This is a genomic window from Streptomyces sp. NPDC057617, from assembly GCF_042800555.1.
Lineage (GTDB): Bacteria > Actinomycetota > Actinomycetes > Streptomycetales > Streptomycetaceae > Streptomyces.
Map to the genome: position 1 here is coordinate 129,512 of NZ_JBHVGV010000002.1, position 15,194 is coordinate 144,705.

Here is a 15,194-nt window from a genome sequence, read left to right on the forward strand (position 1 = left end):
TGTCCTCAATCGCCGGACGGGCTTGGTGGTATTGCCCACCGGCGCCGGACCCCTGGCCCGCGCCGGCTTACGTCGGGTCCAGGCCGTGGCTGCGGAGCCAGGACAGGGGGTCTATCGCCGAGCCGCCGCCGGGGCGTACCTCGAAGTGCAGGTGCGGGCCGGTGGAGTTGCCCGAGTTGCCCGAGTAGGCGATGACATCGCCCGCCTTGACCGTGCCGTAGCGGATCTTCGTACTGCTGAGGTGGCAGTACCACGTCTCCGTGCCATCGGGCGAGGTCACGATGGCCATGTTGCCGTACGCGCTGTTGTACTGCGTCCGCACGGTGCCGTCGGTCGCCGCCATCACCGGCGTGCCGTACGAGACCGGGAAGTCGATCCCGGTGTGCACGGACATCCAGTTGATGCCGGCCTGGCCGTAGTACGCGCTGAGGCCGTGCGCCGCGACCGGCAGCGCGAACTTCGGCCGCAGGGCCTCCTTGCGAGCCGCCTCCGCCTCGCGCTGCTTCCGCTCCGCTTCCTGCCGCGCCTTGAGGTCGATGCGCTCCTGCGTACGGCTGGCCCGGTCACCGAAGTCGCGGGCGTCGGCGCTGAGGGCGGCGAGCTGGGTGTCCAGCTTGTTGTTGGCGGCGACGGGTTTGACGGAGGCCGGGTCGGCGGCCGTCGCGGTGGTCTTGGTCTCCTCCTGCGCCTCTTCGCCGAGGCCGCCGACAGAGGCGGCCGCGATACCGGCGACGCCCATCACACAGGCGGAGGGTACGGCGACGGTGAGGAGCGCGGAGCGCTTGGCGGGGGTACGGCGGCGGCCTCGGCTGCCGTTTCCGCCGCCGGTCCGGCGTACCGGACGAGGCGTCACGGTTATGGCGGGCACGGTCATGGTCGGAGCCATGTGCAGCGAGTCGGCCTCGGAGCCGGAACCGGGGCCGTCGGAGTCGGTACCGGGAGCGTCGTCCGCGTCCGTACCGTCCTCGGCCTCATAGGCCTCATAACCGCCGGACTCGGCGTCGAAGCCGGCATCCGCGCCGGGTTCAGGCTCGGGCCCGGGCCCGGGGGCGCCGTACCCGGCCTCGGGGTCGTACGGGTCGGAGCCGTACGCGTCCTGCGCGTCGTATGCGCCGTCCGCCGCGTACTGGTGGCCGTACTGGTCGTGTACGCCCTGGTCGTGTGCGCCCGCGACATCGGCGTCCACGAGGAGCGTGTCCTGCGCCGGATCCGGTGATGTCCCTGCCGAGTTCCACGCGGTGGCGTCGTACGCCCCGGAGTCGAACGCCGGCGCCATCCACTGCGCGGTCGGCTCGTACCCGAGCGGCGCGGCCGCGAACTGCTCGGCGTCGAAGGGCGCGGTCTCGAACTGCGCGGCCTGCGCCGGGTCGAAGGGCGCCGCGACGGCCTGGCCCAGGGCGTCGTATCCGTACGGCGCGTTCTCGAACTGGCCGTTGTCGAACTGGCCGTTTTCGAAGGGGGCGTTTTCGAACTGCCCTGCGTGGCCGGTGCCGTTGAGTGGATTCGCCTGGTTCCAGGCGTCGGCGTCCCACTGGCCCGTCGCGTCCGGCCCGGCCGCCTGGGCCGGGATGTCCGCCAACGGCTGGTAGTCCGCGGACTGCTGGTAACCGGTGCCGCTGGTGGTGAGGTCCGCCCACTGGCCGCTCGTGCCGCTCGTGTCGTACTGCTCGTACTGCGATTCGTACTGCGGCGTGGCGTACGCGTCGTATCCGGCGCTCTGCTGCTGGTGCCCGGCGCTGTCCCACTGGCCGCCGGTGCCGTACTGCTGCTCGTACGGCCCGTTGTGGGCCGGAGTCCCCTCGTAACCGCCCGGCAGGGAGCCGAAGAGCGGGTCGGTCGCGAAGCTGCCGTTCTGGTAACCGTCGTATGCGGCGTACCCGGCGTGGGCGTGCTGGTCGTTCACCAACTTCTCTCTCGCCTCGGCAGCAGGACCAGGGTCTGAGATCCGGTCCTGTGGGAGAAGGACCTCAGAGGGAAAGCAGTGGCCGCGACTGTACCCGGCGGTATGCGACGGCGACAATCTTCCGCAGGTTTTGGGCTCAGCGGAAACGGGCATTCGGCCGTGTTTCGGGGGACTGCGGGCACAGGCTTGGCCGTACGTTCGAAGCGTGTTCGAGTGGCGGGAGCGGTCGCGGGCGGTGACCGGGCGCCGATCGCGGTGGTGAGCGGTGGCGATCGCGTGGTTGGACCGCGTGGTTGGACCGCGGGGTTGGACCGCGGGGTTGGACCGCGGGGTTGGACCGTGGGCCGGGCGCCGGGTTGCGGCGGTCAGGCGACGGACGCCGGTCCTTCGGTGGCGGGGGGACTTCCGCCGAGGTCGATACCCGACCCGAGATCGGGCAGAAAACCGGATTCGAGGACGTGCCGGACACCCGCCGCGACCGCGGGATGGACCGGCAGGGTCAGATGCCCCAGGCCGCTCACCCGGACGTTCTGCGCGAGCAGATCGGGGTGTTCGATACGGGCCGTCTCCACCGGGTCCATGAGCTGGTCCATATCGCTCCAGAAGCTTACGAACCGGGTACGGCAGCCGATCGCGGGCAGGCGCAGCTCGTCGATCAGGCCCGATCCCGGCCGCATTTGCCGCACCACCGGGTGGGCGTCCGCGAACGGCACGACGGTGGTGCCCTCATGGGGCGTACCGAGGGTGACGAGCGTACGGATCCGGTCATCGCCGCCCAGTCGCTGTGCGTAATAACGGGCGATCAGGCCGCCCATGCTGTGCCCGATGACATCGACCTGGCGGTGGCCGGTGCGGACGCAGATCTCCTCGATGTGCTGCCCCAGCAGCTCGGCGGCCGACCGTATGTCGAAGGTCAGCGGCGAGTAGTTGAGCGAGATGAGCCGGTCCCAGCCGTGCCGGGCGAGGGAGCGGCGCAGCATGACGAAGACGGAGCGGTTGTCGACCAGGCCGTGGAGCAGTACGACGGGGGGCCGTTCGCGGCCGTCGGCGGGGAGCTGGGGGGCCTCCGGGGGCAGCGGGGCGGCGCGGCGCTCCTGGATGATCCCGGCCGGGTAGAGGACGAGATGCCCGGTGAGGATCGCGAGGTCGAGCGCGGTGGCGCGGAGCAGCGCGGCGGGCGGCGACGCCTCGCGTACGCGGCTCACCTGGCGCAGCAGCGGAGGAAGGAGCGGCGACAGCGGAAAGAACGGCTGGATCTGCATGGCCGACCTCCGAACGGCACCCGGGAGGCGGCTCTGTCCCCCGTGTGCCCTCATGGGGCGCCGCTCACGGCGGATCCGCGGCCGACGTGCCGGAGCCGACGCACAAGCCGAACCACCGCGCCACCCGACCGGCGGCCCGGCGGAACCGCGCCCATGTGGCGGCTCCCTCTGCGGCTCCCCTTGCGGCTGTCCGCCCCGGCCCGGGGGCCGAGTGTTATCGGAACACCGCAAAGCGAACTTGTCCCAGGTGTGATTTCCCCCTCGCCGCCCGCCGCGAAACAGCCGGGTGCGGGATGCTGTGGATAACGTTCGTTCACCTCTCCGGGCCGCGCGGGCGCGGGAACCCGTGCCGCGGGAACCCGTACCGATGACGGCGCAGTCGGTATGTGGCAGACCGTCGTGCAGTCTGTATGGGCAGTCGGTCTGTATGTGCAGTTGGTCGGTATGTGCAGTCGGTATTCGGTATGTGGAGGCAACGATGGGTGTGACCGGTCCGATCCGCGTGGTGGTGGCCAAGCCGGGTCTCGACGGCCACGATCGCGGGGCGAAGGTGATCGCGCGTGCGCTGCGTGACGCAGGCATGGAGGTCATCTACACGGGGCTCCACCAGACCCCCGAACAGATCGTGGACACCGCGATCCAGGAGGACGCCGACGCGATCGGCCTGTCCATCCTCTCCGGCGCCCACAACACGCTCTTCGCGAAGGTGATCGAGCTGCTGAAGGAGCGGGAGGCGGAGGACATCCAGGTCTTCGGCGGCGGCATCATCCCGGAGGCGGACATCGCCCCGCTGAAGGAACTGGGCGTCGCCGAGATCTTCACGCCCGGCACGACGACGACCTCGATCGTCACCTGGGTCAACGCCAACATCCGCCAGCCGACGGGCGCGTGACGCGGTGCGCCGTGCGGTGCGCCGCACGGTGCGCCGTACGTATGCCGCGCGCGTGCCGGGCTACGGATTTGCTCCTTCCGGCAGTTCGGATAGCTCCGCTGTTTCCGCCTGCCCGGATATTCGCGGCGGCTCCAGCGGCTCCGGTGGCTCCGCCGCCAGTTCCGACAGCATCGCCGCGCGCAGGCGCAGTGTGGAGACCAGCCGCTGGAACGCCTCCGACCAGTAGCCACCCGCGCCCGGCGACGCGTTCTCGCCCTCGTCCGGGGTCGCCGTGAGCAGCTCCAGCCGGCTCGCCTCGGCCGGGTCGAGGCAGCGCTCCGCCAGCCCCATGACCCCGCTGAAGCTCCAGGGGTAACTTCCGCCGTCCCGGGCGATGTCGAGCGCGTCGACGACCGCCCTGCCGAGCGGCTCCGCCCAGGGCACCGCGCAGACACCGAGCACCTGGAACGCCTCCGACAGACCGTGCGCGGATATGAACGCGGCCACCCAGGAGGCCCGTTCGGGGGCGGGCAGGATTGCCAGCAGCTTCGCCCGCTCCGCCAGGGACGGGGTGCCGGGACCGGCGGCCCGCGCGGCCACGGCCGTACCGAGCAGGGCCGCCGCCCACCGCGCGTCCCGCTGCCGGACGGCCGCCCGGCACCAGGCCGCGTGCAGCTCGTCCGCCCAGTCGTCGAGGACGGGCAGCGCGACGATCTCCTCGGGCGTACGGCCGCCGAGCCTGCGGGGCCAGGTGCTCAGCGGGGCCGCCTCCACCAACTGGCCCAGCCACCAGGACCGTTCACCCCGCCCCGCGGGCGGAGTCGGCACCACTCCGTCGCGCTGCATGTCCGCGTCGCACTCGTGCGGGGCCTCGACCGCGATGACCTGGCCCCCGCCCGTACGGTCCATGCTCACGCAGGTCACGGCCCGCGCCGCCATCCGCCCGGCGAGCGCCGACCGCGGCAGCGCCGAGAGCAGTTCGGCGGCGGTGGAGCGGACATTGCGGCTGCGGTCCGAGAGGGCCCGCTCCAGGAAGGGCTCGTCCGTCCCGGACAGCCCGGTCCGCAGGGAGTCCAGGAACATCAGCCGGTCCTCGGCGCGCTCGGTCCCCCAGGTCGACGCCAGCAGGGCGCGGGCCGCCTCGTCGTCATGGGCCCGTACGGCGCCGAGCAGCGCGACCCGCTCGGCGAACAGCCCCTCGTCCCATAGCCGCCGCACGGCCTCGTCGTCCCGCACATCGGGCAGCAGCGTCCCGCCGGATCCGCCGCGCAGGGCGAACCTCCACTCCGGATTGAGCCGGGCGAGCCAGAGCCCGCGCGGCCCCGCGAAGGCCAGGGCCGCCGGCCGCAGATCGGTACGCGCGCGGGCCGCGTCGAGCAGCGCGGGCAGTACGGGCGCGGGCGCCTGATAGCCGTGCTCGTTGGCCGCGGCCAGCCACTGGGGGAGCAGCTCGGTGAGATCGGGAGCCGTACCGCGACGGCCACCGCCCGAGGGCGCCGACCTGCCGGCCAGCAACTGTCCGAGCCGTCTCACGGCCGGCTCGGGCAGCCGCTTCCGGCCGTCGTGGGGTGCCCGCTCGGGCCGGGCCCCGGCGCGCGCCGGGCGCAGGCCGGCCCTACGCCGTACGGTGTGGAGCGCGGCGGCGTCTAGCAGGGCGACCGGCGCGTCCCGGCCGTTGGTCATGATCTCGGCCGGTGGAGTACGGCGGTCCGTACCGAGCAGCGCCGAGGTGACCAGCCCTTCCCAGGGCGATTCGGCGCCACTGCCTGTTGTGCCGTGGGTGCTGCTGAGCATGCCGCTGACTGTGCTGTTCACCGGGTCCTCCGTCCGTGCATCGGGTCCTCCGAAGGTGTGCGGGCGACCGCGTGCGGCGCGGTCAGGTGAGCGGGACCGTCCCCGGTATGTCCTCGGCCCAGGCCGCCAGCGGATGGAACCCCCGGTGCCCGCACTCGCCGAACACCGTGACCGGGTTACCTCCGGAGACCGCCGCCAGCTTCCACAGCCCGGGACGGCCCAGGGCCGAGGCCGCGACGGGCAGCGCGGACTCGCCGTCGGCGTCCGCCAGTTGCCAGCCGCCTCCCTCGCCGGGGACCGGGACGACATCCCGCAGCGTCACCGGCCACGCGTCGAGCCAGGGATCGGCCCGCAGCGCCGCCCCGTACGCCTCCATCGCCTCCGCGGTGGATCCGCCGGGCGGTGGCTCCACGATCGGGCCGGGGACACCGAACTGCTGCCCCCAGTCCGCCCGTAGCTGCCCCGCGCCCGCATGCGGCGTGACCTCGGCGTCGATCACCAGGCCGACCGGCAGCCCCAGTTCCGGGGACCGGCCCGCCGCCCCGAAGGAGAGGAGCAGCGCCGACCGCCCCGACCCCCGCCCGTACAGCCGGATCCGACGGGTGGTCAGCTTGCCGTCCGACGAGTCGTACTGCGCGAGGACCAGCCAGTGGTCCCGGACCGGCGGACCCCCGGCGGGCGACGGCAGCCCGACCCGGGTGCGGACGGTCGTCGCCAGCGGCTCGGGCAGCCGGCCGAGCCCCTGCCAGCCCGTGTTGAGCAGATGCAGGAGCGCGGACTCCTCCAGCAGCCGCACCGGCCAGCCCGCCCCCGATCCCGGTATCGCCCCCAACTCCCGCACCCGGCCCGCCAGTCCGGGTGCCTGCGCGTCGACCATCCGGGCCGCCGTCTCCTCCCACAGTCCGTACCCCGACTGCTCCGCCGCGGCCAGCCCGCCCCGCAGCAGATCCGCCAGCCGCTGTTCCAGCTCCGTCGTCCCCGCCGTGATCCGCGCGGCCCTGCGCTCCGCCCTGCGCCGCGCGGCCTCCGGATCGGCCGGCTTCCCCGGACCGCCCCCGCCCGCCGGTCCGGCCTCCGTCTTCTCCGCGCTCCGCTTCCGGCGCCCTGCGAGCCACTCGTCGGCCCAGCCCGGCGCCTTCGTCTCCCCCACCGCCTGCTCGTCGGCCGCCCAGAGCAGCAGCAACCCCAGTGCGTGCTTGCACGGGAACTTCCGGCTGGGGCAACTGCACGAGTAGGCCGGACCCGTGGTGTCCACCACCGTCTGATACGGCCTGCTCCCGCTGCCCCCGCACAGCCCCCACACGGCCCCCGCGGCGTCGGCTCCCGCCTCCGACCACGGACCGGCCGTGCCCAGTCGTGTCCCCGCTCTGCGCGACGAGTCGTCAGGAGCCAGGGCGAGCACCTGTTCCGTCGTCCAGCGGACCCCCGTTGGATTCATGGCCACGACGTTAGAACCCCCCACTGACAATCGCCCTGACCTGCGAATTCAAGGATCGTGACAGGCTGTTGTGACACCCTCGCCCTGCGGCTTTACATTTCCTTTACGCTTATGTGAAGCGACATACGCGAAGTTCTGGGGGATCACAGATGAACAGCACCGCTCGCATCACCCGCACGGTCCGGGCCGCCGTGGGCGCCTTCGCCGTCACCGGCCTCGCACTGGCACTGACCGCCTGCTCCGAGACCGTCGACCAGGTGGACAAGGCCGTCAACGAGACCTACCAGGTCACCTATGAGGTGACGGGCGAGGGCGTCGACACGATCGACTTCCACGGCGGCGGGGGCAAGGCCATGGAGCCCACGATCGAAACGGTCGAACAGCCCACGCTGCCGTGGAAGAAGACGGTGACGCTGCGGGGCATCATGCCGCCCGCCGTCATGCCGACCGCTGTGGACATCACCGGCGCCCGGATCACCTGCAAGATCATCTACAAGGGCGAGGTCATCAAGGAGGCGACTGGCGAGGGCCTGGCCACGGCGGGCGGCTGCATCGCGGTCTCGCCGATCGCCGACTGAACTGAACTCCCGCTGCTCGCACGGCCGTCCGGTCGCCGCCGGTGGCCGGACGGCCGTGCGGTGGCCATCATTGGGGCGTTGACCTGCGGAGACGGTCGATTGTCAGTGGCGTGGTGCACGGTGGTTACCACATCCGGTCGACCGATCTGGAGGGGGATCCATGACCGTGCCCGAAAACACCGCCGCCGCCACCACGCCCACCGACGGCGAGGTGCTGCGCCCGCACGCCGAGGACGCGTTCGCCGATGAGCTGAAGGCCCTGGCCGCGGCGGACGACCGGCAGCGGCCCGCGCGATGGCGGCTGTCGCCCTGGGCCGTGGCCACCTATCTGCTCGGCGGCACGCTGCCCGACGGGACGGTGATCACGCCGAAGTACGTCGGGCCGCGGCGGATCGTCGAGGTCGCCGTCACCACCCTCGCCACCGACCGGGCGCTGCTGCTGCTCGGCGTGCCGGGCACCGCCAAGACCTGGGTCTCCGAACATCTCGCGGCGGCCGTCAGCGGCGACTCGACCCTGCTGGTGCAGGGCACGGCCGGTACGCCGGAGGAGGCGGTGCGGTACGGCTGGAACTACGCGCGGCTGCTGGCCCACGGCCCCAGCCGCGAGGCGCTGGTGCCCAGCCCGGTGATGCGGGCCATGTCCGAGGGGCTGACCGCACGGGTCGAGGAGCTGACCCGTATCCCCGCCGATGTGCAGGACTCGCTCATCACGATCCTGTCCGAGAAGACCCTGCCCGTCCCCGAACTGGGCCAGGAGGTGCAGGCCGTCCGGGGTTTCAATCTGATCGCCACGGCCAATGACCGCGACCGCGGGGTCAATGAACTCTCCAGCGCCCTGCGCCGCCGCTTCAACACCGTCGTCCTGCCGCTGCCCGCCACGCCCGAGGCCGAGGTCGACATCGTCTCGCGGCGCGTCGGCCAGATGGGACGCGCGCTCGATCTGCCCACCGGACCCGAGGGGCTCGACGAGATCCGACGGGTTGTGACGGTCTTCCGCGAGCTGCGCGACGGCCTCACGGCCGACGGCCGTACGAAGCTCAAGTCCCCTTCGGGGACGCTCTCCACGGCCGAGGCCATCTCGGTGGTCACCCATGGCCTGGCGCTGGCCGCGCACTTCGGCGACGGAGTGCTGCGGCCGGGCGATGTGGCGGCCGGGATCCTCGGCGCGGTCGTCCGCGACCCGGCGGCGGACCGGGTGATCTGGCAGGAGTACATCGAGACGGTGGTCCGCGAGCGCGACGGCTGGAAGGACTTCTACCGCGCCTGCCGCGAGGTGACCGCGTGACCGCGCCCACGCCGGTACGGACAGCTCCCCGCGCCGCACCCCGTGACGGGGGCGGTCCGGCGGCCGGCCGGCGCGGCCCGCTGCTGCTCGGGGTCAGGCACCACGGTCCCGGGTCCGCGCGGGCGGTACGGGCGGCGCTGGACGCGGCGGGGCCACGGGCCGTCCTGATAGAAGGGCCGCCCGAGGGGGACGCGCTGGTGGCGCTCGCCGGGGACGAGGCGATGCGGCCGCCGGTCGCGCTTCTCGCACACGCGGTGGACGATCCGGGGCGGGCCGCGTTCTGGCCGCTGGCCGAGTTCTCGCCGGAGTGGGTCGCGATCCGCTGGGCGCTCGCCCATGCCGTACCGGTGCGGTTCATCGACCTGCCCGCGGCCAACTCCCTGGCACAGGCCGCCGAGGCCGATGGGGCCGAGGCCGAAGAGAAGGCCGACAGTGAGGTCGACGGCAAGGGCGGGGCTGATGGGCTGCGGATCGATCCCCTCGCCGTCCTCGCCGAGGCCGCCGGATACGACGATCCGGAGCGCTGGTGGGAGGACGTCGTCGAGCACCGCGAGCCCGGCCGCGCGGAGGACCCCTTCGCACCGTTCGAGGCGGTCGCCGAGGCCATGGGCGCGCTGCGCGAGGAGTACGGCGCGGGCGGACACCAACGGGATCTCGTCCGCGAGGCCCATATGCGTATCCAACTGCGGGCGGCCCGCAAGGAGTTCGGCGACGAAGCGGTGGCCGTCGTCTGCGGAGCCTGGCATGTGCCCGCGCTGACCGCGAAGACGACGCTCGCCGCCGACCGTGCCCTCCTGAAGGGGCTGCCCAAGGTCAAGGCCGAGTTGACGTGGGTGCCCTGGACCCACCGCAGGCTCGCCCGGCACAGCGGCTACGGCGCGGGCATCGACTCGCCCGGCTGGTACGGACATCTCTTCGCTGCCCCCGACCGCCCGGTGGAGCGGTGGCTCACCAAGGTCGCGGGTCTGCTGCGGGAGGAGGACCGGACCGTCTCCTCCGCGCATGTCATCGAGGCGGTACGGCTCGCCGAGACCCTGGCCGCCGTGCGCGGCCGTCCGCTGGCCGGTCTCGGCGAGACCATGGACGCGGTACGGGCCGTGATGTGCGAGGGATCGGACGTACCCCTCGGACTCATCCGGGACCGGCTCGTCGTCGGCGATGTGCTCGGCGAGGTCCCGGACACCGCGCCCGCCGTGCCGCTGCAGCGCGATCTCACCCGGCTCCAGAAGTCCCTGCGGCTCAAGCCGGAGGCGCTGGAACGTCAGATGGACCTCGACCTGCGCAAGGAGACCGACACCGCGCGCAGCAGACTCCTGCACCGGCTGCGGCTGCTCGGCATCGGCTGGGGCGAGCCCGCCGCCGGGCGCGGGAGCACCGGCACCTTCCGCGAGACCTGGCGGCTGCGCTGGGAGCCCGAGCTGTACGTACGGGTCGCGGAGGCCGGCGTATGGGGCACCACCGTGCTGTCCGCCGCGACCGCCAGGGCCGAGTCGGGGGCCGCGTCCGCGACGGCGCTCGCCGAGGTCACAGCGCTCGCCGAGCGCTGTCTGCTGGCCGACCTGCCCGATGCCCTGCCCCTGGTGATGCGGGCCCTCGCCGACCGCGCCGCGCTCGACACCGATGTCGCGCACCTCGCCCAGGCGCTGCCCGCGCTCGCCCGCTCGCTGCGGTACGGAGACGTACGGTCCACCGGCACCGCGGCCCTCGGGGATGTGGCGGCCGGGCTCGCCGAGCGGATCTGTGTCGGTCTGCCGCCCGCCTGCGCCGGGCTCGACGCGGACGGCGCCGCCGGGATGCGCAAGCACCTCGACAGTGTCCACACGGCGATCGGCCTCCTCCCGGAGAACAACGGCCACGGTCAGGGAGCCGGTCTGGCCGGGCGCTGGGCGGGCGTTCTGCGCACGCTCGCGGAGCGGGACACCGTGGCGGGGGAGATACGGGGGAGGGCCGCCCGGCTGCTCCTGGACGACGGGCGGCTCGCGGAGGACGACGCCGCGCGGTTCATGGGGCTCGCCCTGTCCCCCGGCACCCCGCCCATCGACGCCGCCGCCTGGATCGAGGGCTTCGTCGGCGGCGCCTCGGGCGGAGGCCTGCTGCTGGTCCACGACGAGCGCCTGCTGGGTCTCATGGACCGCTGGCTGACCGGGGTGCCGCCCGGCTCCTTCACCGATGTGCTCCCGCTGCTCCGCCGTACCTTCTCCGCGTACGAGCCGGGTGTCCGCCGGACGCTGGGCGAGCTGGTACGGCGGGGGCCGGGCACCGGGGGAGCGGTGGAGGAGGGAGCCGCCGCGCCCGGCTTCGGCCCCGGACTCGACGAGGCGCGCGCCGACGCCGTACTGCCGGTGCTCCACCTGCTCCTGGGCTCCGCCCCGGAAATCGGACCCGACCGGCACCACGACCGATCCCCCACGGAGGTGACCGAATGACCACGGACGCGACCACGGACATCGACGCCGGAATCACCGCCTCCGCCGACGAGCGGCTGCGCCGCTGGCGGATGGTGCTCGGCGGGGAGAGCGCCGACGGCACCGGACACGCGCTCTCCGGCCGGGACGCGGCGATGGACGGCGCGCTCTCCGCTCTCTACGGCGCGGGCAAGGAGCGCGGCGGCGGCACCGACCGCTCCGCCGGGCTCGGCGCCTCCGCGCCCTCGGTCGCCCGCTGGCTCGGCGACATCCGCACGTACTTCCCCAGCTCCGTCGTCCAGGTCATGCAGCGCGACGCGATCGACCGGCTCGGTCTCGCCGCGCTGCTGCTGGAGCCGGAGATGCTGGAGGCGGTCGAGGCCGATGTCCATCTCGTCGGCACCCTGCTCTCGCTCAACAAGGCGATGCCCGAGACGACCAGGGAGACCGCCCGGGCCGTGGTCCGCAAGGTGGTCCAGGACATCGAGAAGCGGCTGGCCACCCGTACGAGAGCGACCCTGTCCGGCGCGCTCGACCGGTCCGCCCGGATCAGCCGCCCGCGCCACCGGGACATCGACTGGGACCGTACGATCCGCGCCAACCTCAAGAACTACCTTCCCGAGCACGGCACGGTCGTCCCGGAGCGGCTGATCGGCTACGGCCGGGCGTCGCAGTCCGTGAAGAAGGAGGTCGTTCTCTGTATCGACCAGTCCGGGTCGATGGCCGCGTCCGTCGTCTACGCCTCCGTCTTCGGCGCGGTCCTCGCGTCGATGCGTTCCATCGCCACCCGGCTCGTCGTCTTCGACACGGCCGTCGTCGACCTCACCGACCAGCTCGACGACCCCGTCGACGTCCTCTTCGGCACCCAGCTCGGCGGCGGCACCGACATCAACCGCGCGCTCGCCTACTGCCAGTCACGGATCACCCGGCCCGCCGACACCGTGGTCGTCCTGATCAGCGATCTCTACGAGGGCGGGATACGGGACGGGATGCTCAAGCGGGTCGCGGCCATGAAGGCCTCGGGCGTCCAGTTCGTGGCGCTGCTCGCGCTGTCCGACGAGGGGGCTCCGGCGTACGACAGGGAGCACGCGGCGGCCCTCGCGGCCCTGGGCGCACCGGCGTTCGCGTGCACGCCGGACCTCTTCCCCGGGGTGATGGCGGCGGCGATCGAGAAGCGCCCGATACCCGTGCCGGACGGTGATCTGCCGGGTACGCCACTCATGTGACAGGTATCACCGCTCAGGCGTGATCTGCGATTTAGGGAGCCATGGCCCACGGGGATAACCTGCAAGACGGACATGCCGCGTACCGGACAGCGCGTACGCCTCCCTCTGTGACAGCGCAGTCACGTTGCCCTTCGCGGCACGCCCACGCAGACAACGAACCCGCGATCACCAGGCTGCGGTTAAAAGACACAAGGGACGGACACGCGTGGACCTGTTCGAGTACCAGGCGAGGGACCTCTTCGCCAAGCACGGTGTACCGGTGCTGGCCGGTGAAGTCATCACGACGCCTGAGGCGGCCCGCGAGGTGACCGAGCGTCTCGGCGGCAAGGCCGTTGTCAAGGCGCAGGTCAAGGTGGGCGGCCGGGGCAAGGCCGGCGGTGTGAAGCTGGCCGCGGACCCGGCGGAGGCCGTCGAGAAGGCCGGCCAGATCCTTGGCATGGACATCAAGGGCCACACGGTCCACCAGGTGATGCTGGCCGAGACCGCCGACATCGCGGAGGAGTACTACGTCTCCTTCCTGCTGGACCGCACCAACCGCACCTTCCTGGCCATGGCCTCCGTCGAGGGCGGTGTGGAGATCGAGGTCGTCGCGGAGGAGAACCCCGACGCGCTCGCGAAGGTCCCCGTCGACGCCAACGAGGGCTGCACCCCCGAGAAGGCCGCCGAGATCGTCGCCGCCGCGAAGTTCCCGGCCGAGATCGCGGACCAGGTCGCCGAGGTCCTGCAGAAGCTGTGGACCGTCTTCATCGCGGAGGACGCGCTCCTCGTCGAGGTCAACCCGCTGATCAAGTCCGGCGACGGCAAGATCATCGCGCTGGACGGCAAGGTCTCGCTCGACGAGAACGCCGACTTCCGCCAGCCCGGGCACGAGGCCCTGGAGGACAAGGCCGCGGCCAACCCGCTCGAAGCCGCCGCCAAGGCCAAGAACCTCAACTACGTCAAGCTCGACGGCGAGGTCGGCATCATCGGCAACGGCGCGGGTCTGGTCATGTCGACCCTGGATGTCGTCGCGTACGCCGGCGAGGCCCACAACGGTGTGAAGCCCGCCAACTTCCTGGACATCGGCGGCGGCGCCTCCGCCGAGGTCATGGCGAACGGGCTGGAGATCATCCTCGGCGACCCGGACGTCAAGTCCGTGTTCGTCAATGTCTTCGGTGGCATCACCGCGTGCGACGAGGTCGCCAACGGCATCGTCCAGGCCCTGGAGCTGCTCAAGTCCAAGGGCGAGGACGTCACGAAGCCGCTGGTCGTGCGACTCGACGGCAACAACGCGGAGCTGGGTCGCAAGATCCTCTCCGACGCCGACCACCCGCTCGTGCAGCGCGTGGACACCATGGACGGCGCCGCCGACAAGGCCGCCGAGCTGGCCGCGGCACGCTGACTTTCACGCGTCTCCGACACGACACAGAACGAGGGACTCCAACCCCATGGCTATCTTCCTCACCAAGGAAAGCAAGGTCATCGTCCAGGGGATGACCGGTGCCACCGGCATGAAGCACACCAAGCTCATGCTCGCGGACGGCACCAACATCGTCGGCGGTGTGAACCCCCGCAAGGCAGGCACGTCCGTCGACTTCGACGGCACCTCCGTACCCGTCTTCGGCTCCGTGGCCGAGGCCATCGAGAAGACCGGCGCCGATGTGTCCGTCCTCTTCGTGCCGCCGGCCTTCGCCAAGGCCGCGGTCATCGAGGCGATCGACGCCGAGATCAGCCTGGCCGTGGTGATCACCGAGGGCATCGCGGTGCATGACTCCGCCGCCTTCTGGGCGTACGCGAGCAGCAAGGGCAACAAGACGCGCATCATCGGTCCGAACTGTCCCGGACTGATCACCCCCGGCCAGTCCAACGCCGGCATCATCCCGGGCGACATCACCAAGCCCGGCCGTATCGGTCTGGTCTCCAAGTCCGGCACGCTGACCTACCAGATGATGTACGAGCTGCGTGACATCGGCTTCTCCTCGGCCGTCGGCATCGGCGGCGACCCGGTCATCGGTACGACGCACATCGACGCGCTCGCCGCGTTCGAGGCCGACCCCGACACCGATCTGATCGTGATGATCGGCGAGATCGGCGGCGACGCCGAGGAGCGTGCGGCCGACTTCATCGCCAAGAACGTGACCAAGCCGGTCGTCGGCTATGTCGCGGGCTTCACCGCGCCCGAGGGCAAGACCATGGGCCACGCCGGCGCCATCGTCTCGGGCTCCTCCGGTACGGCCCAGGCGAAGAAGGAGGCCCTGGAGGCCGCGGGTGTGAAGGTCGGCAAGACGCCGACCGAGACGGCGGGGCTGGCGCGCGCCATTCTGGCCGGCTGACCTCCGTATCCCCGTCGCCGTCTCCGTACGGCGGTATGCGCGTGGGGCCGCACCTCGGTCAGGGGGGCGGGGCCCCGCCTGTCGCCGACAGGGCTCAAAGCAGCCCGACACAGGTCTACA

The 15,194-nt window shown here is 72.1% G+C and carries 11 protein-coding genes; 7 read left to right on the top strand and 4 right to left on the bottom strand.

Features of this window, described 5'->3' with window-relative positions; genetic code table 11:
- Positions 1-67: 67 nt before the first annotated feature.
- Together ACFU9P_RS06010 and ACFU9P_RS06015 are read right to left on the bottom strand one after the other, a co-directional pair.
- Positions 68-1,903 carry a peptidoglycan DD-metalloendopeptidase family protein gene (locus tag ACFU9P_RS06010; protein ID WP_384077983.1) on the bottom strand — a complete coding sequence of 612 codons (1,836 nt, stop codon included), beginning with the start codon at positions 1,901-1,903 and terminating at the stop codon, positions 68-70.
- A 365-nt stretch (positions 1,904-2,268) separates the two neighbouring features.
- Complete coding sequence (locus ACFU9P_RS06015; protein WP_384077984.1) at positions 2,269-3,165, bottom strand: esterase/lipase family protein; 897 nt, start codon at positions 3,163-3,165, stop codon at positions 2,269-2,271.
- A gap of 478 nt (positions 3,166-3,643) precedes the next feature.
- On the opposite strand from ACFU9P_RS06015, the gene ACFU9P_RS06020 reads away from it, so the two are divergent.
- The gene (locus tag ACFU9P_RS06020) at positions 3,644-4,057 is read left to right on the top strand and encodes a cobalamin B12-binding domain-containing protein (RefSeq protein ID WP_384077985.1); all 414 of its coding nucleotides are present in this window, start codon (positions 3,644-3,646) and stop codon (positions 4,055-4,057) included.
- Positions 4,058-4,117: 60 nt separating this feature from the next.
- Here ACFU9P_RS06020 and ACFU9P_RS06025 read toward each other — a convergent pair whose 3' ends face one another.
- On the bottom strand, positions 4,118-5,830 hold the full coding sequence (locus ACFU9P_RS06025; protein ID WP_384077986.1) for a DUF5691 domain-containing protein: 1,713 nt from the start codon (positions 5,828-5,830) through the stop codon (positions 4,118-4,120).
- Between the two features lie 82 nt (positions 5,831-5,912).
- Positions 5,913-7,268: an SWIM zinc finger family protein gene (locus ACFU9P_RS06030; protein WP_384077987.1), complete on the bottom strand. Its 1,356-nt coding sequence runs from the start codon at positions 7,266-7,268 to the stop codon at positions 5,913-5,915.
- A 149-nt stretch (positions 7,269-7,417) separates the two neighbouring features.
- Here ACFU9P_RS06030 and ACFU9P_RS06035 point away from each other — a divergent pair, with 149 nt between their 5' ends.
- The 6 genes from ACFU9P_RS06035 to sucD all read left to right on the top strand — a co-directional run bounded on the left by ACFU9P_RS06035 (position 7,418) and on the right by sucD (position 15,074).
- A complete protein-coding gene (locus ACFU9P_RS06035) occupies positions 7,418-7,846 on the top strand; it encodes an MmpS family transport accessory protein (protein ID WP_384077988.1) in 429 nt (142 codons plus the stop codon).
- A 160-nt stretch (positions 7,847-8,006) separates the two neighbouring features.
- Positions 8,007-9,131 (top strand): AAA family ATPase, encoded by a 1,125-nt coding sequence (locus tag ACFU9P_RS06040; RefSeq protein ID WP_384077989.1) that lies wholly within the window; start codon positions 8,007-8,009, stop codon positions 9,129-9,131.
- Positions 9,128-11,557 carry a DUF5682 family protein gene (locus tag ACFU9P_RS06045; RefSeq protein WP_384077990.1) on the top strand — a complete coding sequence of 810 codons (2,430 nt, stop codon included), beginning with the start codon at positions 9,128-9,130 and terminating at the stop codon, positions 11,555-11,557. Before ACFU9P_RS06040 ends, ACFU9P_RS06045 begins: the two co-directional genes overlap by 4 nt.
- Positions 11,554-12,762, top strand: coding sequence for a VWA domain-containing protein (locus ACFU9P_RS06050; protein WP_384077991.1), 1,209 nt, complete (start codon positions 11,554-11,556; stop codon positions 12,760-12,762). The genes ACFU9P_RS06045 and ACFU9P_RS06050 overlap by 4 nt, the downstream gene beginning before the upstream one ends.
- Before the next feature lie 205 nt (positions 12,763-12,967).
- Positions 12,968-14,143, top strand: a complete 1,176-nt coding sequence (sucC, locus tag ACFU9P_RS06055; protein WP_376379964.1) for an ADP-forming succinate--CoA ligase subunit beta — start codon at positions 12,968-12,970, stop codon at positions 14,141-14,143.
- Positions 14,144-14,189: 46 nt separating this feature from the next.
- Positions 14,190-15,074, top strand: a complete 885-nt coding sequence (gene sucD / locus ACFU9P_RS06060; RefSeq protein ID WP_376379961.1) for a succinate--CoA ligase subunit alpha — start codon at positions 14,190-14,192, stop codon at positions 15,072-15,074.
- Positions 15,075-15,194 lie beyond the last annotated feature (120 nt).